Source organism: Streptococcus sp. KHUD_018, assembly GCF_054861215.1.
Map to the genome: position 1 here is coordinate 875761 of NZ_CM142176.1, position 25672 is coordinate 901432.

21 protein-coding genes and 1 other annotated feature are annotated in these 25672 nt (G+C 40.8%); of the genes, 19 read left to right on the forward strand and 2 right to left on the reverse strand.

Going from position 1 to position 25672, the window contains the following annotated elements; genetic code table 11:
* Nucleotides 1-16 precede the first annotated feature (16 nt).
* The 15 genes from ppc to ACVBD2_RS04545 all read left to right on the forward strand — a co-directional run bounded on the left by ppc (nucleotide 17) and on the right by ACVBD2_RS04545 (nucleotide 15492).
* A complete protein-coding gene (gene ppc, locus ACVBD2_RS04475; RefSeq protein ID WP_461686209.1) occupies nucleotides 17-2713 on the forward strand; it encodes a phosphoenolpyruvate carboxylase in 2697 nt (898 codons plus the stop codon).
* A 96-nt stretch (nucleotides 2714-2809) separates the two neighbouring features.
* Nucleotides 2810-3026 (forward strand) — a binding site (T-box leader).
* Between the two features lie 114 nt (nucleotides 3027-3140).
* Nucleotides 3141-4136 carry a tryptophan ABC transporter substrate-binding protein gene (gene trpX / locus ACVBD2_RS04480; protein WP_461686210.1) on the forward strand — a complete coding sequence of 332 codons (996 nt, stop codon included), beginning with the start codon at nucleotides 3141-3143 and terminating at the stop codon, nucleotides 4134-4136.
* A gap of 65 nt (nucleotides 4137-4201) precedes the next feature.
* A complete protein-coding gene (locus tag ACVBD2_RS04485) occupies nucleotides 4202-5068 on the forward strand; it encodes an ABC transporter permease (protein WP_000637255.1) in 867 nt (288 codons plus the stop codon).
* Entirely contained in the window at nucleotides 5065-5823 is a 759-nt protein-coding gene (locus tag ACVBD2_RS04490) for an ABC transporter ATP-binding protein (RefSeq protein WP_000125419.1), read from the forward strand. The genes ACVBD2_RS04485 and ACVBD2_RS04490 overlap by 4 nt, the downstream gene beginning before the upstream one ends.
* Before the next feature lie 600 nt (nucleotides 5824-6423).
* Nucleotides 6424-7095 carry a TipC family immunity protein gene (locus tag ACVBD2_RS04495; protein ID WP_461686211.1) on the forward strand — a complete coding sequence of 224 codons (672 nt, stop codon included), beginning with the start codon at nucleotides 6424-6426 and terminating at the stop codon, nucleotides 7093-7095.
* Between the two features lie 130 nt (nucleotides 7096-7225).
* Complete coding sequence (locus ACVBD2_RS04500) at nucleotides 7226-7657, forward strand: hypothetical protein (protein ID WP_461686212.1); 432 nt, start codon at nucleotides 7226-7228, stop codon at nucleotides 7655-7657.
* A 181-nt stretch (nucleotides 7658-7838) separates the two neighbouring features.
* Entirely contained in the window at nucleotides 7839-9599 is a 1761-nt protein-coding gene (gene dnaG, locus ACVBD2_RS04505; protein ID WP_461686213.1) for a DNA primase, read from the forward strand.
* 2 nt (nucleotides 9600-9601) lie between these two features.
* Complete coding sequence (gene rpoD / locus ACVBD2_RS04510) at nucleotides 9602-10711, forward strand: RNA polymerase sigma factor RpoD (protein ID WP_000201892.1); 1110 nt, start codon at nucleotides 9602-9604, stop codon at nucleotides 10709-10711.
* A gap of 14 nt (nucleotides 10712-10725) precedes the next feature.
* Entirely contained in the window at nucleotides 10726-11055 is a 330-nt protein-coding gene (locus ACVBD2_RS04515) for a metal-sulfur cluster assembly factor (protein ID WP_461686214.1), read from the forward strand.
* A gap of 112 nt (nucleotides 11056-11167) precedes the next feature.
* The gene (locus ACVBD2_RS04520) at nucleotides 11168-12211 is read left to right on the forward strand and encodes a glycosyltransferase family 4 protein (protein WP_461686215.1); all 1044 of its coding nucleotides are present in this window, start codon (nucleotides 11168-11170) and stop codon (nucleotides 12209-12211) included.
* An 8-nt stretch (nucleotides 12212-12219) separates the two neighbouring features.
* Nucleotides 12220-13536, forward strand: coding sequence for a glycosyltransferase family 4 protein (locus tag ACVBD2_RS04525; protein WP_461686216.1), 1317 nt, complete (start codon nucleotides 12220-12222; stop codon nucleotides 13534-13536).
* Nucleotides 13537-13558: 22 nt separating this feature from the next.
* The gene (locus tag ACVBD2_RS04530; protein ID WP_001074503.1) at nucleotides 13559-13750 is read left to right on the forward strand and encodes a PspC domain-containing protein; all 192 of its coding nucleotides are present in this window, start codon (nucleotides 13559-13561) and stop codon (nucleotides 13748-13750) included.
* 43 nt (nucleotides 13751-13793) lie between these two features.
* Complete coding sequence (locus ACVBD2_RS04535; protein ID WP_000863854.1) at nucleotides 13794-13928, forward strand: DUF4044 domain-containing protein; 135 nt, start codon at nucleotides 13794-13796, stop codon at nucleotides 13926-13928.
* Nucleotides 13929-13998: 70 nt separating this feature from the next.
* Nucleotides 13999-15309 (forward strand): GTPase ObgE, encoded by a 1311-nt coding sequence (gene obgE, locus ACVBD2_RS04540; protein WP_461686217.1) that lies wholly within the window; start codon nucleotides 13999-14001, stop codon nucleotides 15307-15309.
* Nucleotides 15310-15318: 9 nt separating this feature from the next.
* Nucleotides 15319-15492: a hypothetical protein gene (locus tag ACVBD2_RS04545; protein WP_000502573.1), complete on the forward strand. Its 174-nt coding sequence runs from the start codon at nucleotides 15319-15321 to the stop codon at nucleotides 15490-15492.
* Nucleotides 15493-15547: 55 nt separating this feature from the next.
* Here the strand turns inward: ACVBD2_RS04545 and ACVBD2_RS04550 are convergent, their stop codons facing one another.
* Nucleotides 15548-16018, reverse strand: coding sequence for an arginine repressor (locus tag ACVBD2_RS04550; protein ID WP_001043006.1), 471 nt, complete (start codon nucleotides 16016-16018; stop codon nucleotides 15548-15550).
* 16 nt (nucleotides 16019-16034) lie between these two features.
* Nucleotides 16035-18308 (reverse strand): Xaa-Pro dipeptidyl-peptidase, encoded by a 2274-nt coding sequence (locus ACVBD2_RS04555; protein WP_461686218.1) that lies wholly within the window; start codon nucleotides 18306-18308, stop codon nucleotides 16035-16037.
* Nucleotides 18309-18473: 165 nt separating this feature from the next.
* Between ACVBD2_RS04555 and ACVBD2_RS04560 the strand changes: the two genes are divergently transcribed.
* The 4 genes from ACVBD2_RS04560 (at nucleotide 18474) to ACVBD2_RS04575 (ending at nucleotide 25667) form a co-directional block, all read left to right on the forward strand.
* A complete protein-coding gene (locus tag ACVBD2_RS04560; protein WP_461686219.1) occupies nucleotides 18474-21575 on the forward strand; it encodes a DNA polymerase III subunit alpha in 3102 nt (1033 codons plus the stop codon).
* 80 nt (nucleotides 21576-21655) lie between these two features.
* Nucleotides 21656-22663: a 6-phosphofructokinase gene (pfkA, locus tag ACVBD2_RS04565; RefSeq protein WP_461686220.1), complete on the forward strand. Its 1008-nt coding sequence runs from the start codon at nucleotides 21656-21658 to the stop codon at nucleotides 22661-22663.
* Between the two features lie 64 nt (nucleotides 22664-22727).
* Nucleotides 22728-24233 (forward strand): pyruvate kinase, encoded by a 1506-nt coding sequence (gene pyk / locus ACVBD2_RS04570; protein WP_223327592.1) that lies wholly within the window; start codon nucleotides 22728-22730, stop codon nucleotides 24231-24233.
* Between the two features lie 174 nt (nucleotides 24234-24407).
* On the forward strand, nucleotides 24408-25667 hold the full coding sequence (locus tag ACVBD2_RS04575) for a UDP-N-acetylglucosamine 1-carboxyvinyltransferase (RefSeq protein ID WP_461686221.1): 1260 nt from the start codon (nucleotides 24408-24410) through the stop codon (nucleotides 25665-25667).
* Nucleotides 25668-25672: the final 5 nt, after the last annotated feature.

The following is a 25672-nucleotide window of genomic DNA, read 5'->3' on the forward strand; positions in this document are numbered from 1 at the left end:
ATGGAAAGGAAAGTTTATGTCACTTCAAAAATTAGAAAACTATAGCAATAAAGCCGTCGTCCAAGAAGAAGTCTTGATTTTGACAGAGCTATTAGAAGACATCACAAAAAATATGCTTGCGCCAGAGACCTTTGATAAAATTATGCAGTTGAAGGACTTGTCTACAAGCGAAAACTATCAAGGACTCAATAAATTGGTGACCAGTCTTTCAAACGAGGAAATGATCTATATTTCTCGCTATTTCTCCATCCTTCCTCTTTTAATCAATATCTCTGAGGATGTGGACTTAGCCTATGAAATCAATCACCAAAATAATGTGGATCAAGACTATCTAGGAAAACTGTCAACAACCATTAAGATGGTGGCTGAAAAAGAAAACGCGGCTGCAATTTTGGAGCAGCTGAATGTGGTTCCAGTTTTGACGGCCCACCCGACTCAAGTACAACGCAAGAGTATGCTGGATTTAACCAATCATATCCACACTCTCCTACGGAAGTACCGTGATGTCAAACTAGGCTTGATCAACAAAGAAAAATGGCACACGGATCTCCGTCGTTACATTGAAATTATTATGCAAACGGACATGATTCGTGAGAAGAAATTGAAGGTAACTAACGAAATCACTAACGTGATGGAGTACTATCAAAGTTCTTTCTTGAATGCTGTTCCACGTTTGACGGCTGAGTATAAGAAACTAGCTAAGGAACAAGGTATCGAGCTCCAACATCCAAAACCAATTACCATGGGGATGTGGATCGGAGGAGACCGTGATGGAAATCCTTTCGTAACTGCGGAAACCCTCAACAAATCAGCCTTGACCCAGTGTGAAGTCATCATGAATTACTATGATGAGAAGATTTATAACCTCTATCGTGAATTCTCACTTTCAACCAGTATTGTGAATGTTAGTGACAAGGTTCGTGAGATGGCGCTGAAGTCTCAGGACAACTCGATTTATCGTGAAAAAGAACTCTATCGTCGTGCCCTCTTTGACATCCAAGCTAAGATGCAGGCAACCAAGACCTATCTTATCGAAGACAAGGATCTTCAGCCAAGATATGCCACTGCAGATGAATTCTATCAAGATTTGTTGGCCATTCGAGATTCTCTATTAGAGAACAAAGGTGAGTACCTGATTTCAGGAGAATTTGTAGAGTTGATGCAGGCGGTTGAAATCTTTGGCTTCTATCTTGCCTCTATCGACATGCGCCAAGATTCTAGTGTTCATGAAGCCTGTGTGGCAGAATTGCTAGCATCCGCAGGTATCAACGACCACTATAGTGATCTGTCTGAAGATGAAAAATGCGCCCTCCTATTAAAAGAATTGGAAGAAGATCCTCGTATCCTCTCAGCGACTCATGCTGAAAAGTCAGAACTACTTGAGAAAGAACTTTCTATCTTTAAAGCCGCTCGCAAGTTGAAGGATAAATTAGGTGAAAACGTCATCCGTCAAACCATCATCTCTCACGCAACAAGTGTATCCGATATGCTAGAACTTGCAATTATGCTTAAGGAAGTCGGCTTGGTAGATGCCCAAAAAGCCCGCGTTCAGATTGTTCCTCTCTTTGAAACTATCGAGGACTTGGATCACTCAGAAGAAACCATGAGAAGATATTTCTCTCTTCCTTTGGCTAAAAAATGGATTGCTTCAAAGGATAACTACCAAGAAATCATGCTTGGCTACTCTGATAGTAATAAGGATGGTGGTTACCTGTCATCATGTTGGACTCTATATAAAGCTCAACAGCAACTGACTGCTATTGGAGACGAATTTGGCGTTAAAGTAACCTTCTTCCACGGTCGTGGTGGTACCGTGGGCCGCGGTGGTGGTCCAACTTATGAAGCCATTACATCTCAACCGCTCAAGTCCATCAAGGACCGCATCCGTTTGACTGAGCAGGGAGAAGTGATTGGAAACAAATACGGAAACAAAGACGCTGCTTATTATAACCTTGAAATGTTAGTTTCTGCAGCCATTAACCGTATGATTACCAAGAAGAAGAGCGATACTAATACGTCAAATCGTTACGAAGCTATCATGGATCAAGTAGTGGACCGTAGCTACGATATCTACCGTGATTTGGTCTTTGGAAATGAACATTTCTATGACTATTTCTTCGAGTCAAGCCCAATCAAAGCTATTTCAAGCTTTAACATCGGTTCGCGTCCAGCAGCTCGTAAGACCATCACTGAAATCGGCGGTTTGCGTGCTATCCCTTGGGTCTTCTCATGGTCACAAAGTCGTGTCATGTTTCCTGGATGGTATGGCGTGGGTTCAAGCTTCAAAGAATTTATTGATCAAGATCCTGATAATATTGAGATCCTTCGTGATATGTACCAAAACTGGCCTTTCTTCCAATCTTTGCTTTCCAATGTGGACATGGTCTTGTCTAAGTCTAACATGAACATTGCCTTCGAATATGCCAAACTTTGTGAAGATGAAGAAGTGCAAGCCATCTATTACACCATTTTAGATGAATGGCAGTTGACCAAGGACGTTATTTTAGCTATTGAAGGCTATGACGAACTCTTGGCTGAAAACTCTTACCTAAAAGACAGTCTAAACTATCGTATGCCTTACTTTAATATCCTTAACTACATCCAGTTGGAGTTGATTAAACGTCAACGTCGTGGTGAGTTGTCAACAGACGAAGAAAGATTGATTCATACAACCATTAACGGAATTGCAACCGGTTTGCGTAATTCAGGCTGATATTCTACAAACCTCCTCTTTTATAAAGGGGAAGTTTTTGAATAGTTTAAAAAATTCTAAAAATAGTCTTGACAAGTAATTGAAAAATGATATAATTTAAACATTCAGAAAGTAATCATTGAAGTTTTTTAGAGAGTCTGTGGTTGGTGGAAACAGATAAATGAAAGTGATGAAAATTGGGCTGAATGTTCTTAAGAATTTGAAATCATAAAAATTCGGTGAGCACACCTTACAGTGCAACTCGTGAATGCGAGAAAGAGAGATAGGGATATTCCCTATAATTGAGGTGGCACCGCGCATCGACGTCCTCACACAAGTTTTTTGTGTGAGGACTTTTTTGTTGGAGGAAACTTATGGAATTTAAACGATGGCGTCGCTTGTTTTAAGTGAAAAGAGTATAGTACAAGTGATTTAAAGGAGAAAAAATATGAAAAATAAACGTTTAATTGGAATTATTGCTGGATTAGTAGTATTGGTAGTGGCTAGTTTGATCTATTCTTCAATGAACAAGCCAGCAGCTAAGGAAGAGCAAAAGGTCGCTAAGGTTGGTGTTCTTCAGTTTGTTAGTCACCCATCCTTGGACTTGATTTACCAAGGGATTCAAGATGGACTAGCTGAAGAAGGTTATAAAGGTGACCAAGTAAAAATCGACTTTATGAACTCTGAAGGCGATCAGAGCAAGGTTGCAACCATGAGTAAGCAGTTAGTAGCAAATGGAAACGATGTTGTTGTTGGGATTGCGACACCAGCGGCTCAAGGTTTAGCTAGCGCTACGAAAGACCTACCAGTTATCATGGCTGCTATTACAGACCCAATCGGTGCTAACTTGGTCAAAGACTTGAAAAAACCAGGTGGCAACATCACAGGGGTATCAGACCACAACCCTGCTGAACAACAAGTAGAGTTGATTAAAGCTCTCACACCAAATGTCAAAACAATCGGCGCTCTCTACTCAAGCAGTGAAGACAACTCAAAATCACAAGTTGAAGAATTCAAGGCCTATGCTGAAAAAGCAGGTTTGAAAGTCGAAACTTTTGCCGTTCCTTCAACTAACGAAATTGCTTCAACTGTTAATGTGATGACCAGCAAGGTCGACGCAATCTGGGTTCCAATTGACAACACCATCGCATCAGCCTTCCCAACAGTTGTATCAAGCAACCAAGCAGCTAAAAAACCAATCTACCCAAGCGCAACTGCCATGGTAGAAGCAGGAGGACTGGCATCTGTAGTAGTTGACCAACATGACCTTGGGGTGGCTACTGGTAAGATGATTGCTAAAGTTTTGAAAGGTGAAAAACCAGCTGATACTCCAGTTAATATCTTCTCAACTGGTAAGTCGGTTATCAACAAAAAACTAGCGCAAGAACTTGGAATCACCATTCCTGAGTCTGTTCTAAAAGAAGCAGGACAAGTGATTGAATAAAGATAAAGGAGGAGTTGGGGACATCTCCTCTCATTTTTACTAAAGAAAGAAATGAGTGAAAAATTATGATAGTATCCATTATTTCTCAGGGGATGGTCTGGGCGATTCTAGGTTTGGGAATCTTTATGACTTTCCGAATTTTAAATTTCCCTGATATGACTACTGAAGGTTCTTTTCCTCTAGGGGGAGCAGTTGCTGTAACCTTGATAACACAAGGGGTGAATCCATTTTTAGCGACCTTGGCTGCAGTAGGAGCAGGTTGTCTAGCTGGTATGGCGACAGGTCTCTTATATACCAAAGGAAAAATTCCAACTCTCTTATCAGGGATTTTAGTTATGACTTCTTGTCATTCCATCATGCTGATGATTATGGGACGTGCCAATCTGGGGCTTCTTGGAACCAAGCAAATTCAGGATGTCTTGCCTTTTGATTCAGATCTTAACCAACTCCTGACTGGATTAATCTTTGTAGCTCTTGTTATTGGTCTTATGCTCTTTTTCCTTGATACCAAACTAGGTCAGGCCTACATCGCTACAGGTGACAATCCTGATATGGCTCGTAGCTTTGGTATCAATACGGGTCGTATGGAACTTATGGGCTTGGTTCTATCAAATGGGATCATCGCACTTGCAGGAGCCTTAATTGCTCAACAAGAAGGATACGCGGATGTTTCTCGAGGAATCGGCGTGATTGTCGTAGGGCTTGCTAGCTTGATTATTGGTGAGGTATTGTTCAAAAGTTTGACCTTGGCAGAGCGACTCATGACCATCGTTGTAGGGTCTATTGCTTATCAGTTTCTCGTCTGGGGAGTGATTGCTCTTGGATTTAATACAAGTTATCTTCGTTTGTACAGCGCCTTGATTTTGGCAGTTTGCCTTATGATTCCAACCTTCAAAAGCAAATACCTGAAAGGAGTCAAGTTTAGCAAATGACAGCAATTGTAGAATTAAAAAATGCTACCAAAGTCATCACGAATGGCTTTGATGAGGAAAAAATCATTCTGAATGATGTTTCTCTTGAAATTTTCGAACATGATTTCATTACTATCCTAGGTGGAAATGGAGCAGGGAAGTCAACACTTTTTAACACTATTGCAGGTACCTTACCTTTAACAAGTGGAAGTATCCGTATCATGGGGGAGGATGTGACGCATTTTTCACCTGAAAAGCGGGCCAAGTACTTGTCTCGTGTCTTTCAGGATCCTAAGATGGGTACGGCTCCTCGTATGACGGTAGCGGAAAATCTCTTGATTGCCAAGTTTCGTGGTGAGAAGAGAGGACTCCTTCCCAGAAGGCTATCAAGTCACCGGGAGGAGTTTCAGGCTACCATTGAAAAAGTGGGAAATGGTCTTGAAAAGCATCTAGATACTCCGATTGAGTTTCTATCAGGTGGACAACGTCAGGCCTTGAGTCTCTTGATGGCAACCTTGAAGCGACCAGAGTTGCTCTTGTTGGATGAACACACAGCAGCTCTTGACCCAAAAACAAGTGTGGCCTTGATGGAACTAACAGATGACTTTGTCAGCAAGGATCATCTGACAGCCTTGATGATTACCCACCATATGGAAGATGCACTGAAGTATGGCAATCGTCTGATTGTCATGAAGGAAGGTCGTATCATCCAAGACCTCAATAAAGAAGAAAAAGCTAAGATGAAAATCTCAGACTACTATCAATTATTTGAATAGATGAGCCAGTATTTGATCAAAAAATAGTGAAGATTAACTTAGAAACATGCAGATGTTTCTAGGTTTTTTAGTTTCATAATTAGATGAATTGGTGCACTTGTCCAAGTTGCTTCATTTTATAGTATAATAAGTATTAGCATGGAGTATAAATATAAGATTATTCCTAGACTCTTTAAGATTAAAGAGTTGAGAAAGTGATAGAATGTCATCTCTTAAAGTGGTAAACCAAAAACTTTTCAGAACCATTCAAGATAGAATTTAAAATCAGCTATTCTAGACATAGAATTCGTCAATTCTCAGAGTTTTTGACAGTTCGAGCTATCGAATGGTTTAAAAATTAAAAAAGTAGCAGTTCAAACACTTCGAAGATTTCTAAAACTTTTATATTATGGTAATTCTAAACCTAGATTTAAAAGGATATTCATGCAAATTAACGAATTGATAGATTTGATTGTTCAAATCTAAGAATATTGAAGCAGTCAAAGAATAATGAATACAAATCTATAAGTGACCTTCAGCTTATCCAAGGTTTAAGTAAGGAAAAAGGTAGATAGAAAAATTTTAAAAATCGTACTCATAATTTTATTAGTTTTTCTAACTTTGTTTGGTTTATATCGTGTCTATCAAAAGTATTATTATAAAGGAGTGCATGAATCTTTAAGTAATGTTTTTTTAGAAATGAACTATGCAGAGATAAATAGTGGTGTTTTACCTGGCCTCGCTGATTTTAGTACAGCCGTTGACGGAGGTGAATCATATCGCGATAAGGATATTATAGTTGGTATGAGTCTTGAATCAGGCTTATCTGAGAGTGAAACTATATTAGTGTATGTAGGTATTGAAGAAACATTTCTAATTGAGTATAGACGATCGTTACTTAATGGCAGATATCTTTTTATTGACTATGATTATAGAGATAAGATGCTCAAACAAACTATTGAAATTTCAGAATCTGATCAATCATTAGCTTACGGGTTAATTGGTTATAATATAGAAGTGAAGAGTGGAAAAGAATCTGATTTAGAGCTACATTTAAAAAGTTCCTATAGTTTTAGCTCGACTAAAGGCTTACCAAATTTTCAGATAACAAATCCAAACGAAGTACTAGAGTATTTAAAGCCTTATGGGATTGATGAAGCGTGGATTAAAGAAAAATCCCACTTCATGCTCTATGATGTCGTTCTAGAACGCTGGTTTAAAAATGGTAGTCAACGTTACTCGGTTGATAATCTTGGGGATTTAGAGATTGTGCCACTAAGTTTTTCTGAATAGGATGGAGCCGACTCAAACTTATTTTTCCTATACTTTTAAGAAAATATCAAAATCAAGGATATCTAGGATAATAATAAGTCATTCAAAGTGAAAAAAATTCAATAAAACATATTGTTTATGGAGGTAAAAAATGACTTACACACAAGAAGATTTTCAAGAATGGATTTTTCAAATTGGATTTAAGATGGACTATTTTACTAGGGAGTTTGCTGAGGAACAAGGCCTTCATTTAGACTATAGCATGCAGTCTTTGGATGATTTGGAGGCTTGGATCTTGGCTCACTACGATGACCACCATGCTTTGATAGCAGACCGAAAGATGTTGGATTATTTGACTGTTTATATCGGTGAGACCTTCCGTAAGCACCTAGGAGGTAAATGGTTTATTGACCTTAAAAATAAAAAGAACGCCTATTATTCTATGCCTGTATTGACCGACCCATCATATAGAGGAGAAGTTTATATAGCACCTATGACTTTTGCAACGGCTTGTATTAGTAGAAAAGATGGTCAGTATATTAGCAGAATATTGAAAAATAATCTCGAAGATCAAGTGAAATAGGATTTTATTTCTTTTGTTTTTCTTTCAAATATTAGAATGATTTGCTCAGAAGATTCAGTTTTTCATGATAGTTGTAAACTTATGAAATAGTCTCATGTGAAGCGTATGAAATGGTTTACTTTTTTTCAGAAATAAGCTATACTAGTTTACGTGAAACTATGATAAAATGGAGGTATTGTGTATGGTTGACAAGCAAGTCATTGAAGAAATCAAAAACAATGCCAACATTGTGGAAGTCATAGGTGACGTGATTTCTTTACAAAAGGCTGGACGGAACTATTTGGGGCTCTGTCCTTTTCATGGTGAAAAGACCCCCTCTTTCAACGTTGTGGAAGACAAGCAGTTTTATCACTGTTTTGGATGTGGGCGCTCAGGAGATGTCTTTAAGTTCATCGAAGAATACCAAGGCGTGTCCTTCATGGAAGCCGTTCAGCTCTTAGGAGAGCGTGTCGGTATTCAACTAGCTATGCCTGTCCAGTCTCGTCCTCAACAAGCTTCTCCCCATCAAGCTTTATATGATATGCATGAAGAAGCTGCCCGTTTTTACCATGCAATTCTCATGACGACCAAGATGGGAGAAGAAGCAAGGGCTTATCTCTACAAACGCGGATTGACAGATGATGTTCTGAAGCACTTCCAGATTGGACTGGCTCCAGCCGAGAGAAACTATCTCTACCAACGTTTATCTGGCAAGTTTGAGGAAAAGGATTTATTGGATTCTGGCTTGTTTTATCTGTCAGATGGTAATCAATTTTATGATACTTTTTTTGGACGAATCATCTTTCCTTTGACCAATGACAAGGGACAGGTTATTGCTTTTTCAGGTCGTATCTGGCAAGAAACAGATAGTCAGACTGCTAAGTATAAAAATAGTCGTTCAACTGCAATTTTTAACAAGAGTTATGAATTGTATCATTTGGACAAGGCAAAAAAGGGAACAGGTAAGATTACAGAGCTCTATCTGATGGAAGGCTTCATGGATGTTATCGCAGCCTACCGTGCTGGTATAGAAAATGCTGTAGCTTCCATGGGAACAGCCTTAAGCAAGGAGCATGTTGACCACCTCAAACGCTTTACCAAAAAAATTGTTCTCAGCTATGATGGCGACAAGGCAGGACAGGCAGCAACAGCCAAGGCTCTAGAGGAATTAAAAGACTTCTCAGTTGAGGTTGTTCGAGTACCTGATGCCATGGACCCAGATGAGTATTTGCAAAAGAATTCTGCTGAAGATCTGGCTTACCTCTTAACAAAGACTCGGATTAGTCCTATAGAGTTCTATATTCACCAGCTCAAACCAGAAAATAGTGATAATTTGCAGGCGCAAATCGAATTTATTGAAAAGATTGCTCCCCTAATCGCCAAAGAAAAGTCTATCACTGCCCAGAATTCTTATATCCACATTCTGGCTGATAATCTACCTTCTTTTGATTACCAGCAGGTTGAGCAGATTGTAAATGAAAGTCGAATTGTTCATAGGCGGGAAAGAGTCAAAGAGGAGCAACCTCCAGCAGCGATTAGTTTGCCTGTGACGCGGCAACTGACAGCAGTCATGAGAGCAGAGGCTCATCTTCTCTATAGGATGGCCGAGAATCCAGTTGTTCTAAATGACTACAGATTAAGAGAGGATTTTTTCTTTGATACCCCAGAATTTCAGATTCTTTACGAATTATTAAGTGAGCAGGGAGAAATCGGCTCAGTGGAGCTTTCTCATCAGACCCCTGAGGTTGAAAATGCTTGGTACCACGTGCTTAGTCTGGATTTGCCAGCTGAGATGTCGCCTCAAGAGCTAGCGGAAGTCGAAGCGACTCGAAACCGTGCCCTCCTCAGCAAGGACAACTTAAGAATTAAAAAGAAAGTGCAGGAAGCTAGTCATGTAGGAGATACAGACACAGCCTTGGAAGAATTGCAACGATTGATTTCCCAAAAGAGAAGAATGGAGTAATAATGGCAACAAAACAAAAAGAAGTAACTACATTTGATGTGCAAGTGGCAGACTTTATCCGTAACCACAAAAAAACAGGAACAGCAACAGACGACGAAATCAATTCAAGTCTGGTTATTCCTTTTACCCTAGATGCAGACGGCATTGAAGACCTTTTGCAACGGATTCAGGATGCTGGGATTTCCATCACAGACAACGAAGGAAATCCAAGTGCGCGTGTTCTTAGTGCAGAAGAAGAACCAGAACTCAGTGATGAGGACTTGATTGGCTCAACTTCTGCCAAGGTTAATGACCCAGTCCGTATGTATTTGAAGGAAATCGGGGTTGTTCCTCTCTTGACCAACGAAGAAGAAAAGGAATTAGCCCTAGCTGTTGAGGCTGGTGATATCGAAGCCAAACAACGTCTTGCCGAAGCCAACCTTCGTTTGGTGGTTTCAATCGCTAAGCGCTACGTAGGGCGTGGCATGCAGTTTCTTGACTTGATCCAAGAAGGAAACATGGGCTTGATGAAGGCAGTGGACAAGTTTGACTATTCAAAAGGATTCAAGTTTTCAACTTATGCAACTTGGTGGATTCGTCAGGCAATCACTCGTGCCATCGCTGATCAAGCTCGTACCATCCGTATTCCTGTTCACATGGTTGAAACGATTAACAAGCTAGTCCGTGAGCAGCGTAATCTTCTTCAAGAATTGGGACAAGATCCAACACCTGAACAAATCGCTGAGCGTATGGATATGACACCTGACAAGGTCCGTGAAATCTTGAAAATCGCTCAAGAGCCTGTATCGCTTGAAACACCGATTGGTGAAGAGGACGATAGCCATCTTGGGGACTTTATCGAAGACGAAGTGATTGAAAATCCAGTTGACTACACAACTCGTATCGTTTTGCGTGAGCAGTTGGATGAAGTCTTGGATACTCTTACAGACCGTGAAGAAAACGTCTTGCGCTTGCGCTTCGGGTTAGATGATGGGAAAATGCGTACTCTTGAAGATGTTGGTAAAGTCTTTAACGTGACTCGTGAGCGTATCCGTCAGATCGAGGCCAAGGCTTTGAGAAAATTGCGCCAACCAAGTCGTAGCAAACCCCTTCGTGATTTTATTGAAGACTAAGAGTGAGGAATAACATGGCTTATACAGAAGAGCAAATTGAAACGATCAAAACACGCATTTTAAATGCCTTGGAAGAAGTCATCGACCCTGAGTTGGGGATTGATATTGTCAACCTAGGTTTGATTTATGAAATTCGTTTTGATGGTGAGACAGGTCACACTGAAATTGATATGACCTTGACAACCATGGGGTGCCCACTGGCTGACCTTTTGACAGACCAAATTTACGATGCGATGACAGATGTTCCTGAGGTAACCAATACCGAAGTTAAATTGGTCTGGTATCCAGCTTGGACGGTTGAAAAAATGAGTCGATACGCGCGTATCGCCCTAGGAATTAAATAAAGACTAAAAAAATGAGAGAGACGATTGGAAAATAAGGTAATTTTATCCTTTTTCCTTTGGTCTCTTCTTTCTTTTGCTGATTTTCTGGAAATAAAATGGTATAATGAAAGGTATGGAAAACGAAAAATTGCGTATTAATATGCTAAGTTCAAGTGAAAAAGTAGCTGGTCAGGGAGTATCAGGAGCCTACCGTGAATTGGTACGCCTCCTACATCGAGATGCCAAAGACCAGTTGATTGTTACAGAGAACCTTCCTGTAGAAGCAGATGTGACCCACTTTCATACCATTGATTTCCCTTATTATTTATCTACTTTCCAAAAGAAACGCTCTGGGAGAAAAATTGGCTATGTGCATTTTTTGCCTGATACGCTTGAGGGAAGTTTGAAAATTCCATTTTTCTTAAAGGGAATTATCAAACGCTATGTTTTTTCATTTTACAACCGAATGGAACACTTGGTGGTGGTCAATCCCATGTTTATCGAGGATTTGGTGGCTGCTGGAATTCCGCGTGAAAAAGTAACTTACATCCCAAACTTTGTAAATAAAGAAAAATGGCATCCATTGCCAGCTGACCAAGTAGCAAAACTTCGTCAGGAAATGGATTTAGCTGAAGATCAGTTTGTTGTCATCGGTGCAGGTCAAGTTCAGAAACGTAAAGGAATTGATGATTTTATCCGTCTTGCTGAGGAATTGCCAGAAATTACCTTTATCTGGGCAGGTGGTTTTTCATTTGGTGGGATGACAGATGGTTATGAACGCTATAAGAAGATTATGGACAATCCACCTAAAAATCTTATTTTCCCAGGTATTGTTCCGCCAGAGCGGATGCGTGAGTTCTATGCTTTGGCAGATCTGTTCTTGCTACCAAGTTACAATGAATTATTCCCTATGACCATCTTAGAGGCAGCAAGTTGTGAAGCGCCGATTATGTTGAGGGATTTAGATCTATACAAGGTCATCCTTGAAGGGAATTATCGTGCTACAAGTGATGTTTCAGAGATGAGAGAAGCCATTCTCGAATACAAAGATCATCCTGAAAAGTTGAAAGACTTGAAAGAAAAAGCTCGCGAGATCTCCAAAGAGTACTCTGAGGAGCATTTGTTGGAAATCTGGTTAAAATTTTATCGAGAACAGGCTGCTTTGGGCAAAAAGTGAGGTAATTTATGCGAATTGGTTTATTTACAGATACCTATTTCCCTCAGGTTTCCGGGGTTGCGACTAGTATACGGACGTTGAAAACTGAGCTTGAAAAGCAAGGGCATGCAGTTTTTATCTTTACAACAACTGATAAAGACGTGAACCGATACGAGGATTGGCAAATTATTCGCATTCCGAGTGTCCCTTTCTTTGCATTTAAAGATCGACGATTTGCCTATCGTGGTTTTACAAAGGCGCTTGAAATTGCCAAACAGTATCAGCTAGATATCATTCATACACAAACAGAGTTTTCACTAGGTTTACTAGGGATTTGGATTGCGCGAGAATTGAAAATTCCAGTTATTCATACCTACCATACCCAGTATGAAGACTATGTACATTACATTGCTAAGGGCATGCTAATTCGTCCGAGTATGGTAAAATATTTGGTGCGTGGCTTCCTTCATGATGTAGATGGCGTAATTTGCCCTAGTGAGATTGTTCGGGACCTTCTATCTAAGTACAAAGTCAAGGTTGAAAAGCGTGTTATCCCAACTGGAATTGAGCTAGCTAAGTTTGAACGACCTGAGATCAAAGAGGAAAACTTACAAGAACTTCGTTTGAAGTTAGGCATTCAGGAAGGCGAGAAAATGTTACTGAGTCTTTCTCGTATCTCCTATGAGAAGAATATCCAAGCAGTCATAGCCGCCTTTGCACAGGTTTTGAAAGAAGAAGACAAGGTGAAGCTGGTTGTTGCTGGTGACGGTCCTTATCTGGACAGTCTGAAAGAGCAAGCAGTGAAATTAAACCTGCAAAAACATGTGATTTTTACAGGTATGATTCCTCCAAGTGAGACAGCCTTATACTATAAGGCTGCAGATTTCTTCATCTCTGCCTCTACTAGTGAAACCCAAGGATTAACTTATCTAGAGAGTTTAGCCAGTGGAACGCCTGTCATTGCTCATGGCAATCCTTATCTGGATAATCTGGTCAGTGACAACATGTTTGGAACCCTCTACTATGGAGAGCATGATCTTGCTGGTGCAATCTTGGAGGCCTTGATCGCCACTCCAGATATGGATGAGCAGAAGTTGGCTGATAAGTTGTATGAGATTTCGGCTGAGAATTTTGGGAAACGAGTTCATGAGTTTTATCTCGATGCGATGATTTCAAATAAATTTGAGCAGGAACTACGTGGCGACGAACCCATGACACAGCGATTCTTAAAAACTATTTTGTACCTACCTCAGCAGGCTGTTTCAGCTCCAGTTAAAGAGTCCAAACGAATATTAAAGGCTTCTAAAAAGCAATTGTCTAGCATCCGGGATTACTGGAGAGATTAGTAAAAATATAGGAGAATAAAATATGGCAAAAAAATTTATGAGAAGTGGTAGGGATCAAAAAATTGGAGGCGTTTGCGCAGGTGTAGCCCACTATTTTGATATTGACCCTACCATTGTCCGTGTGATTTGGGGCGTTCTTGCCTTTTGTTATGGGGCAGGGGTACTTGCTTACTTGATTTTATGGGTAATTGCACCTGTTTCTAGCGAATATTAAAAGAGAATCAGAATAGAACAAAGAGAAATAAAAAGGAGTCCAGATGGCTTTTGGAGATAATGGAAAACGTAAAAAAACAATGTTTGAAAAAGTAACGCTTTTTGTCGTGCTAATTATGTTGTTTGTAACCCTTGCTGGTATCTTTGCGACAGCGCTTGGAGCTTTTAGCAGATTCTAAGCAAGTTGCTAAGATAGGAACAATAACTAATGACTGGATTTTCCAGTCCTTTTTAAAGTGAGAAGAAAATATGAGTATGTTTTTAGATACAGCTAAGATCAAAGTCAAGGCTGGTAATGGTGGCGATGGCATGGTCGCCTTTCGCCGTGAAAAGTATGTTCCGAATGGCGGTCCTTGGGGTGGTGATGGTGGACGTGGAGGTAACGTCGTTTTCGTTGTGGACGAAGGTTTGCGTACCTTGATGGATTTCCGCTATAACCGCCATTTCAAGGCCGAATCTGGTGAAAAAGGGATGACCAAAGGAATGCACGGTCGTGGTGCAGAAGATCTTCGTGTTCGCGTACCACAAGGAACGACTGTACGTGATGCAGAAACAGGTAAAGTCATTACAGACTTGATTGAACATGGTCAAGAATTTATCGTGGCTCATGGTGGTCGAGGTGGTCGAGGAAACATCCGTTTTGCGACACCAAAAAATCCCGCACCTGAGATTTCTGAGAATGGAGAACCAGGTCAAGAACGTGAGTTGCAACTGGAATTAAAGATCTTGGCGGATGTCGGTTTGGTCGGTTTCCCATCTGTTGGAAAGTCAACTTTGCTTAGTGTCATCACTTCAGCCAAACCAAAGATTGGTGCCTACCACTTTACGACAATTGTCCCAAATCTTGGGATGGTTCGTACCCAGTCAGGTGAATCGTTTGCCGTAGCGGACCTGCCAGGTTTGATTGAAGGAGCTAGTCAGGGTGTCGGCTTGGGGACTCAGTTCCTTCGTCATATTGAACGCACTCGAGTTATCCTCCATGTCATCGATATATCAGCTAGCGAAGGACGTGATCCTTACGAGGATTACCTTGCTATCAATAAAGAGTTGGAATCATACAACCTTCGTCTCATGGAACGTCCGCAGATCATCGTAGCCAACAAGATGGATATGCCTGAAAGTCAGGAAAATCTTAAAACTTTCAAGGAAAAGTTGGCTGCAAACTACGACGAGTTCGAGGAACTTCCAGCTATCTTCCCTATTTCTGGATTGACTAAGCAAGGTTTGGCTACTCTTTTGGATGCGACAGCTGAATTGTTGGACAAGACTCCAGAATTTCCGATTTATGATGAATCCGATATGGAAGAAGAAGCTTACTATGGCTTTGATGAGGAAGAAAAAGCCTTTGAGATTAGTCGTGATGATGATGCGACATGGGTGCTTTCTGGTGAAAAACTCATGAAACTCTTTAACATGACTAACTTTGACCGTGATGAGTCTGTCATGAAGTTTGCTCGTCAGTTACGTGGTATGGGGGTAGATGAAGCCCTTCGTGCGCGTGGAGCTAAGGATGGAGACTTGGTTCGAATCGGTAAATTTGAGTTTGAATTTGTAGACTAGGAGACAGATATGGGAGATAAACCGATATCATTCCGAGATGCAGATGGAAATTTTGTTTCTGCAGCAGATGTATGGAATGAAAAGAAACTAGAAGAATTGTTTAATCGTCTCAATCCCAAACGTGCTCTTAGATTAGCACGAGAAAAAAAAGGCAATGAGAAGGCTGATAAAGAAGAAAAATAGCCTATCGACATTGATAAAACAGAACCCCGTGATTGTATTCATCACGGGGAATTTTTTAGTCATTGAAGAAAAATGGTGGCGCAAATTTTTTAAGAATTTCAAAGCAAGTCTGTGCTTCTTCAGCATTTTCACAGATAAGAAGGCAGACGTCATCACCACATACTGTGGCAATGATTTGTTTAAAATTGAGAGCATCGAGAACAGCTCCAAACGATTGGGCAAGGCCTGGCAAGGTTTTGAGCACAACCTGATGCTGGACAGGACGTAGCATGACCAAGCCATCTTCCATATAGTTTTCCAAGCGTTTTTCCCATTTGGAGATGGAACCAGTGTTTAAAACATAGTAAGAATGATCTGCTTCGCGAACCTTTGAAAGGTTCATAGTCTTGATATCGCGTGAGAGAGTAGCCTGTGTGACTTGGATGTCGTTTTCAGCTAGTAAAGCTTGCAACTCTGCCTGTGTATGAATCTTATTTTTAGCTACAAGTGCACGGATGAGTTGGTGTCTATGTTCAGATTTATTCATATGAGGCTGACTCCTTTTATGAGGGAATGGTGATGGAGGATTGTGTGAGATCGACTGTTAAGTGATAGTCTGTATTATCACGGACAGTGATTTCAAAGTCTGTTGTATAGAGGACTAAACGGAGAGTATCTCCTTCTTTTAACTTGTAAATAGTTGGTTGCAGTTTTAATTGCACATCCATCCATTCATCTGTAGTAATATCCTCTACTAACAGTAAGTCATTTCTATTTTGTAAATTAAGGTAGCCTTTGGTGATGACACGTTGGGCACTTGGGTTGAATGGTAGTTCACAGAGATTTTCTAACATGTGGTAACGGCCGTTGTCAATGGTTCTAGCACTTAAAACAGCTGGATAAGGCTGCAGATATTTCTTTTGTCCAAGTTCTAACAGTTGGGCTGATAATAAGCCCTTGTTTGTACTCGATTTGACATGAAGTTTCAGCTCCACTCGCCCATTTAAGTGAATGTCTTGACTTACTGGAAGGTCGATGGCGATCTGATTAGCTTTTCCTTGGTAAAGTTCTGTGTTGAAAGTCTGGTAAGTCTTACCATAACGATCAAAATCTTTTTGATCATACTGGTTTTGAATCACTTTTTCCTCATTACCAAGAGAGAAGGTATGCAGTTCATCTTGCTTGCCAAAGTCATCAAGACTTTGCCATGTTTGCGGTTCGGTATTGTCCTGCCAGATGACAGTAGGGAGTTGATAGCTTGAGTTGAGTCCTAACAATTTCTTACTCAACAAGGCATTCATGGACTCGCGGAAGTCAATTGACTGCCAGTTGTTCATATAGACATGGGCACCATGATGGAAAAAGAGGTGCTTGTTGATATGAGTTGGAAGGGCATGAAACATCTGGTAAACATGAAGAGGTTTGACGTTCCAATCCTGGGAACCATGCGTAAAGACGACCTCAGCTTGAACATTGTGAGCATTGAGTAGATAGTTGCGGTCATGCCAAAACTGATTGTAGTCACCAGTCTTGCGATCTAATTGTTCTTTTACCTTCTCTAAGTCTGCCTGATGAACTCCATTACCACGAATATAATCACCAGCTAGGAGATTACGGGAGTAGGTCAATTCAGCAAGTGAGTCAAAATCCTCACCTGGATAGCCACCTGGGCTAGTCACCAAACCATTTTCTCGATAATAGTTGTACCAAGAGGAAATACCTGCTTCAGCGATAATGACTTCTAAGCCATCAACACCAGTGGTCGCAAGTCCATTGGACATGGTCCCTAGATAGGAAATACCTGTTGTTGCGACTTTGCCGTTTGACCAGTCAGCCTTGACTTGCCGTTTGCGTGTGTGATCCGTGAAAGCACGGCAACGACCATTAAGCCAGTCAATCACGTTTTTATATGCTTCAATTTGCTGGTAGTCCCCATTAGTCATGAGACCTTGGGAATCCCTGGTACCAACACCCGATACATAGAGATTGGCAAATCCTCGTGGGAGGAAGTAGTCATTGAGGGTGTATGAGCTATTGATATGAGCTAACTTTTCCTCAGCTTCAGAGACGAGTTCAGCTTGGCCGAGAGGCTCGACTAAATTCAGCTTAGGCTCCTCAAGCTCAATGGTGTGGGCAGGTTTGACCTCAAGTTCTCCTTCCATTTTGTAGAGAGCTTTATCGCTAGCTTTGACATTGGTCCCTTGGTGATAAGGGCTGGCAGTCATAACTGAAGGAATCTGTCCATCATAACGCGGGCGAATAATGCTGACCTTGACTAAGTCAGGGAGACTGTCTTTATCAGTATCCACACGACTCTCGACATACACAACTTCACGAATGACATCATGAGTAGAGAAGGTTGCCAAGCTCTTACCGTTAAAGTAGTGATAGTGATTGTCTTCTAAAATGAGTCCGTCACTAACCAGTTGGTCGATGAGCGTATTTCCTTTTTTAGTTCGTGTATTGAGTAACTGATAAAGATTTTCGATGAGATCTCCATAAACAATAGGAAATCCAGTTTCTTTACGGAATTGTTCGGCGTCCTCAAAGTCAACAAGATAGTTAAACCCTAAAAGTTGAAAAACTACCGTGTAGAAAACATCAGCAGTTAAATTACGCTCTGATTGGAAAAAAGTTAATAGATCTGTTTCGTTATCCGCGGCCAAAGTGGATAAGGCATAATCAGTGTTAGAATAAGTGAAAAAACTCCAACGGATGAAGTCTTCAAATTGCTTTTTTAAGGGCAGTTGAGGTGACAATTCCAGACCAAGACTTGCTAGTTCATCTAATTGTTGAGAACTAGTAGTCGGAAGATAGCTAAATTGATTAAAACGCATGCTTCTCTCCTTTGAAAACAGACTGAATTTATTATATCAAAAATAAGGTAAAAAAGATATTGTTGACCTGTGATGAAGTCACTTTAAAAGGAATGGTCTCTACCTTTTCATTCTAGTTTTTAAAATGGTATAATAGTACTATATCTAAAGCAAGGGGGAGAAGAAATGATTGCACAGCTCGACACCAAGACTGTTTACAGTTTTATGGAAAGTGTGGTTTCGATTGAAAAATATGTACAAACAGCTAAAGAGTATGGCTATTCTCACCTTGCTATCATGGATGTGGACAATCTCTATGGGGCTTATCATTTTTTAGAAGTGACTCGAAAATATGGAATCCAACCTTTAATTGGTCTTGAAATGACCTTGATTATAGACGAGAAAGCGCTCTCTTTCTGTTTTCTAGCTCTGTCTACTAAAGGTTACCAAGAGTTGATGAAGTTATCCACTTTAAAAATGACTGGACGAAAAAATTGGTCTGACTTCACCACCCACCTTGAGGATGTTGCCGTTATTGTTCCTTATTTTGATGGAATCGAACAGCTGGATTTAGGTCATGATTATTTTATTGGGGTTAGTCCCGATACTCACCAAGAAGTCTTTACGAAACCCATTCTTCCACTGTATCAGGTCAACTCCTTTGACAAAGAAGACCTACAGGTTTTGCAAATCTTATCTGCAATTAAGGATAATGTCAGTCTGAGAGAAGTGGATGTGCATTCACAGCAAGGGATCTTTCTACCAGCCTCAGACTTAGAAGCAAGATTTAAAAATCGCTTTCCTCAGGCACTTGCCAATCTTCAAGGTTTGATAGAGAATGTAAGCTACCAACTTGATCCAAGTTTAAAACTCCCTCGCTTTAACCCTGAAAGGCCGGCAGTAGAAGAACTTAGAGAGAGGGCTGAACAAGGCTTGATAGCCAAGGGGTTAACCTCAGTTCTCTATCAAAATCGACTGAATGAAGAGTTGGCTGTTATTCATGATATGGGCTTTGATGACTATTTCCTAGTTGTTTGGGATTTGTTGCGTTTTGGACGTTCCCAAGGCTACTATATGGGAATGGGGCGTGGTTCTGCGGTTGGTAGCCTGGTGGCTTACTCACTTGATATCACAGGGATTGATCCGGTTGAAAAGAACCTGATTTTCGAACGCTTTTTAAATCGTGAGCGCTACACTATGCCTGATATTGATATTGACATTCCTGACCTTTATAGACCAGAGTTCATTCGTTATGTTCGTGATCGGTATGGCAGTCAACACGTGGCGCAGATTGTCACTTATTCGACCTTTGGAGCAAAACAGGCAATTCGAGATGTTTTCAAACGTTATGGTGTCCCTGAGTATGAATTAACCAATATTACGAAAAAAATCAGTTTCCGAGATACGCTAACGACGGCCTATGAAAAGAATTTGCAATTTAGACAGGTCATCAATAGCAAGATTGAATACCAAAAAGCTTTTGAGATTGCTCGAAAGATTGAAGGTTATCCACGTCAGACCTCTATCCATGCAGCCGGAGTCGTTATGAGTGACCAAGACTTGACGGACTATATTCCTCTAAAATATGGTGAGGATATGCTCATCACCCAGTATGATGCTCATGGTGTTGAAGCTAATGGTCTTCTAAAAATGGATTTCCTAGGCTTACGTAACTTGACTTTCGTACAAAAAATGCAGGAATTACTGGTTGAGTCAGAAGGTGTTCATCTGAAAATCGAAGAAATTGATCTGGAAGACAAGCCAACTCTGGCCCTCTTTGCTGCTGGAAATACCAAAGGCATTTTCCAATTTGAACAACCTGGTGCCATTCGACTCTTGAAACGAGTCAAGCCGCAAGTTTTCGAAGAAGTGGTGGCAACGACATCCCTCAACAGACCAGGTGCTAGTGATTATATTGATAACTTTGTCGCTCGAAAGCACGGCAAAGAAAAGGTGACGGTGCTGGATCCTGCCTTGGAAGACATCCTTTCTTCAACCTACGGTATTATGCTCTATCAAGAGCAAGTCATGCAGGTAGCTCAGCGCTTTGGAGGATTCAGTCTTGGGAAAGCCGACATTCTCAGACGAGCCATGGGTAAGAAAAATGCTAAAGAGATGCATTTGATGAAGGAAGATTTTATTACAGGAGCTATGAAACTTGGGCATTCAGAAGAAAAAGCCAACCAAGTTTTTGCAGTGATGGAAAAGTTTGCAGGCTATGGATTTAACAGATCCCACGCTTATGCCTACTCAGCGCTGGCTTTCCAGCTTGCCTATTTCAAGACGCACTATCCTGCTATTTTCTTTCAAGTCATGTTGAATTATTCTAGCAGTGATTACATTGTAGATGCATTGCAGATGGGCTTTGAAGTAGTTCCGTTAGCAATCAACACTATTCCCTATCATGATAAGATTGCACAGAAGAAAATCTATCTTGGTCTAAAAGCCATTAAGGGACTACCGAGAGATTTGTCTTACTGGATCATTGAAAACCGTCCTTTTTCAAGTGTTGAAGATTTCGTCACACGTCTTCCTAAGAATTACAAGAAACTCTCACTTTTGACGCCTTTAGTTGAACTGGGGCTTTTTGATGAATTTGACAAGAATCGCCAGAAAATCCTAGTGAATCTGCCCAATTTGTTTGTTTTTGTTGAGGAGTTAGGAGGACTCTTTGCGGATGCAAACTATAGTTGGACTGAGGCTGATGATTTTACAGAGGCAGAAAAATTTTATAAGGAGCAGGAACTGATTGGAGTTGGAATCAGTGCCCATCCTCTACAAACTCTTGCCAAACAAGCCCTATATCCGACGACGCCAATCACTAATCTAACCGAGGGAGCTCAAGCCACTCTCCTAGTTGAAGTTCAAAAGATTAAAGTGATTCGAACCAAGAAAGGCGAGAGTATGGCTTTTCTACAGGTTCATGATAGTAAGTCTCGGATGGATGTAACTGTATTTTCAGACCAATATAGAAAATTTGCTTCCATTTTATCCGAAGGGAAATTTTACTATATCAATGGTAAAGTTCAATCTCGAGATGGCCGTCTGCAAATGATTGCACAAGATTTGAAAGAAGCAGTCGCTGAACGATTCTGGATTCAAGTTAAAAATCACGACAACGATAAAGAGATTTCAAATATCTTGGAACAATATAAAGGCCCTATTCCTGTCATTATCAGGTATGTAGAGGAAGAAAAAACAATTGTTTCCTCCTGTCATTTTGTAAAAAAAGACCCTGCTTTACAGGAAAAATTAGAGGGAATTGCTATGAAAACGATTTATCGCTAAAAATACGAAAAATAGAAGAATTTTCAAATGAAATGTGGTATAATCAATAGGAATGTTAAAAGAAAAAGGAGCAAAACCAAATGAAACGTATTGCTGTTTTGACTAGCGGTGGAGACGCCCCTGGTATGAACGCTGCCATCCGTGCAGTAGTTCGTCAAGCAATCTCAGAAGGAATGGAAGTCTTTGGTATCTATGATGGATACGCAGGGATGGTTGCCGGTGAAATCTATCCACTTGATGCTGCTTCAGTTGGAGACATCATTTCACGTGGTGGTACTTTCCTTCACTCTGCTCGTTACCCTGAGTTTGCACAACTTGAAGGTCAACTTAAAGGGATTGAGCAGTTGAAAAAACACGGGATCGAAGGTGTTGTTGTAATCGGTGGTGACGGTTCTTATCACGGAGCTATGCGCTTGACTGAGCATGGATTCCCAGCTATCGGTCTGCCTGGTACAATTGATAATGATATCGTAGGTACTGATTTCACAATTGGATTTGATACTGCAGTTACGACTGCTATGGATGCGATTGATAAGATTCGCGATACTTCATCAAGCCACCGTCGTACTTTCGTTGTAGAAGTAATGGGACGTAACGCTGGTGATATCGCACTTTGGGCAGGTATTGCTACTGGTGCCGATGAAATCATTATTCCTGAAGAAGGCTTCAAGATGGAAGAAATCGTAGCTAGCATCAAAGCTGGTTATGAACACGGTAAGAAACACAACATCATTGTTTTGGCGGAAGGTGTTATGTCAGCAGCTGAATTTGGTCAAAAACTAAAAGAAGCTGGAGACACTAGTGACCTTCGTGTAACTGAACTTGGTCACATCCAACGTGGTGGTTCACCAACTGCGCGTGACCGCGTCTTGGCGTCACGCTTGGGTGCACACGCTGTTAAACTCCTCAAACAAGGAATCGGTGGTGTCGCTGTTGGTATCCGTAATGAAAAAATGGTTGAAAATCCAATTCTTGGTACAGCAGAAGAAGGAGCTTTGTTTAGCTTGACTGAAGATGGAAAGATTGTGGTGAACAACCCACACAAAGCTGATCTTGAACTCGCTAGCTTGAACAAGAGCTTGTCCTAATCAACTTTCATTAATTTGGTAACATGACCATAAAGGTCGAATTATATAAAGGAGTCACAAAATCATGAACAAACGTGTAAAAATCGTTGCAACTTTGGGTCCTGCGGTAGAAATCCGTGGTGGTAAAAAATTCGGTGATGACGGGTACTGGGGAGAAAAACTTGACGTTGAAGCTTCAGCTCAAAATATTGCGAAATTGATTGAAGCAGGAGCGAACACTTTCCGTTTCAACTTCTCACACGGTGACCACCAAGAACAAGGTGAGCGTATGGCAACTGTTAAACTTGCAGAAAAACTTGCAGGTAAAAAAGTTGGTTTCCTTCTTGATACAAAAGGACCAGAAATCCGTACTGAATTGTTTGAAGGTGACGCAAAAGAGTACTCATACAAAACTGGTGAAAAAATCCGTGTTGCAACTAAACAAGGAATCAAATCAACTCGTGAAGTGATTGCTTTGAACGTTGCTGGTGCTCTTGACATCTACGATGATGTTGAGGTTGGTCGCCAAGTATTGGTTGACGATGGTAAACTTGGTCTTCGTGTTGTTGCAAAAGACGATGCAACTCGTGAATTTGAAGTAGAAGTTGAAAACGACGGAATTATCGCTAAACAAAAAGGTGTAAACATCCCTAACACTAAAATTCCTTTCCCAGCACTTGCTGAACGTGATAACGATGATATCCGTTTCGGTCTTGAACAAGGTATCAACTTCATCGCGATCTCATTCGTACGTACTGCAAAAGACGTGAATGAAGTTCGTGCAATCTGTGAAGAAACTGGAAACGGGCATGTTCAATTGTTTGCGAAAATCGAAAACCAACAAGGTATCGATAACTTGGATGAAATCATCGAAGCTGCTGACGGTATCATGATCGCTCGTGGTGATATGGGTATCGAAGTACCATTCGAAATGGTTCCAGTTTACCAAAAAATGATCATCACTAAAGTGAACGCAGCTGGTAAAGTTGTTATCACAGCAACAAACATGCTTGAAACAATGACTGAAAAACCACGTGCAACTCGTTCAGAAGTATCAGACGTATTTAACGCTGTTATCGACGGTACTGACGCTACAATGCTTTCAGGTGAGTCTGCAAACGGTAAATACCCACTTGAATCTGTTCGTACAATGGCAACAATTGACAAGAATGCTCAAACCCTTTTGAAAGAATACGGTCGCTTGTCGTTTGTTAACTTGTCACGTAATTCTAAGACTGAGGTTATGGCTTCAGCTGTTAAGGATGCGACAAACTCTATGAATATCAAGTTGGTGGTTACTCTTACTAAGACAGGTCACACTGCTCGTTTGATTTCTAAATACCGTCCAGATGCTGATATCTTGGCAATCACTTTCGATGAATTAACTCAACGTGGATTGATGTTGAACTGGGGTGTTATCCCAGTAACAACTGAACGTCCATCAAACACTGATGATATGTTCGAACTTGCCGAAAAGATTGCAGTAGAACAAGGTTTGGTAGAATCTGGTGATGATATGATTATCGTTGCAGGTGTACCGCTTGGAGAGGCTGTCCGTACAAACACAATGCGTATCCGTACAGTACGTTAATCTAAACTTTTAAAAGCCTATCATACCAAGCTTTTGTGCTTGTGTGATGGGTCTTTTTTCTATTTTAGAAGATAAAAAGAGAGTGATTTTTATTAAACAGAAATGGGAAAAATAGGAGAACTATGGTATAATAGAATGTAGAGACCTTTTTAGTAAATTTTGAAAGAGTATAACATGAGAAAAATTGTCATCAATGGTGGACATCCATTGCAAGGTGAGATCACCATTAGCGGTGCTAAGAATAGTGTTGTAGCATTAATCCCTGCTATTATACTGGCAGATGATGTTGTCACTTTGGATTGTGTCCCAGATATTTCAGACGTTGCTAGTCTTGTCGAAATTATGGAAATCATGGGTGCGAAAGTAAAACGCTACGATGATGTTTTGGAGATTGATACGAGAGGTGTTCAAAACATTCCTATGCCTTATGGCAAGATCAATAGCCTTCGTGCTTCTTATTATTTCTATGGAAGTCTGTTAGGTCGCTTTGGTGAAGCTACAGTTGGACTTCCTGGTGGATGTGATCTGGGACCTCGTCCGATTGACCTTCACTTAAAAGCCTTCGAAGCCATGGGAGCCAAGGTAAGCTATGAGGGAGATAATATGAATTTATCTGCCCAAGGTAAGGGACTTCACGGCGCAAGTATTTACATGGATACCGTCAGTGTTGGTGCAACGATTAATACCATGATTGCGGCTGTTAAGGCTAAGGGACGGACTGTTATTGAAAATGCGGCTCGTGAACCAGAAATCATCGATGTGGCCACCCTTTTGAATAACATGGGGGCCCACATTCGTGGTGCAGGGACTGATATTATCATTATTGATGGTGTTGAGAAACTTCATGGAACGCGTCACCAAGTCATTCCAGACCGCATTGAAGCAGGAACCTATATTTCACTTGCTGCAGCGATTGGTAAAGGAATCCGTATTAACAATGTTCTTTACGAACACTTAGAAGGCTTTATCGCCAAACTGGAGGAAATGGGCGTTCGTATGACGGTCTCTGAGGATAGTATCTTCGTTGAAGAACAATCTGATTTGAAGGCAATCAATATCAAAACTGCTCCCTATCCTGGGTTTGCAACAGATTTGCAGCAGCCTATCACACCACTTTTGCTGACAGCTCAAGGTCGTGGTACTATTATTGATACCATTTATGAAAAACGTGTCAACCATGTCTTTGAGTTAGCAAAAATGGATGCGGATATTACGACTACAAATGACCATATTTTCTACACTGGTGGACGTGTTCTGCATGGTGCCAAAGTGAAAGCGACAGATCTTCGTGCAGGTGCCGCACTTGTGATTGCTGGACTGATGGCTCAAGGACAGACTGAAATTACAAATATTGAGTTTATCCTTCGTGGCTACTCAGATATTATTGAAAAATTACGTGGTCTCGGAGCGGATATTACACTCGTCGAAGACTAAACCGT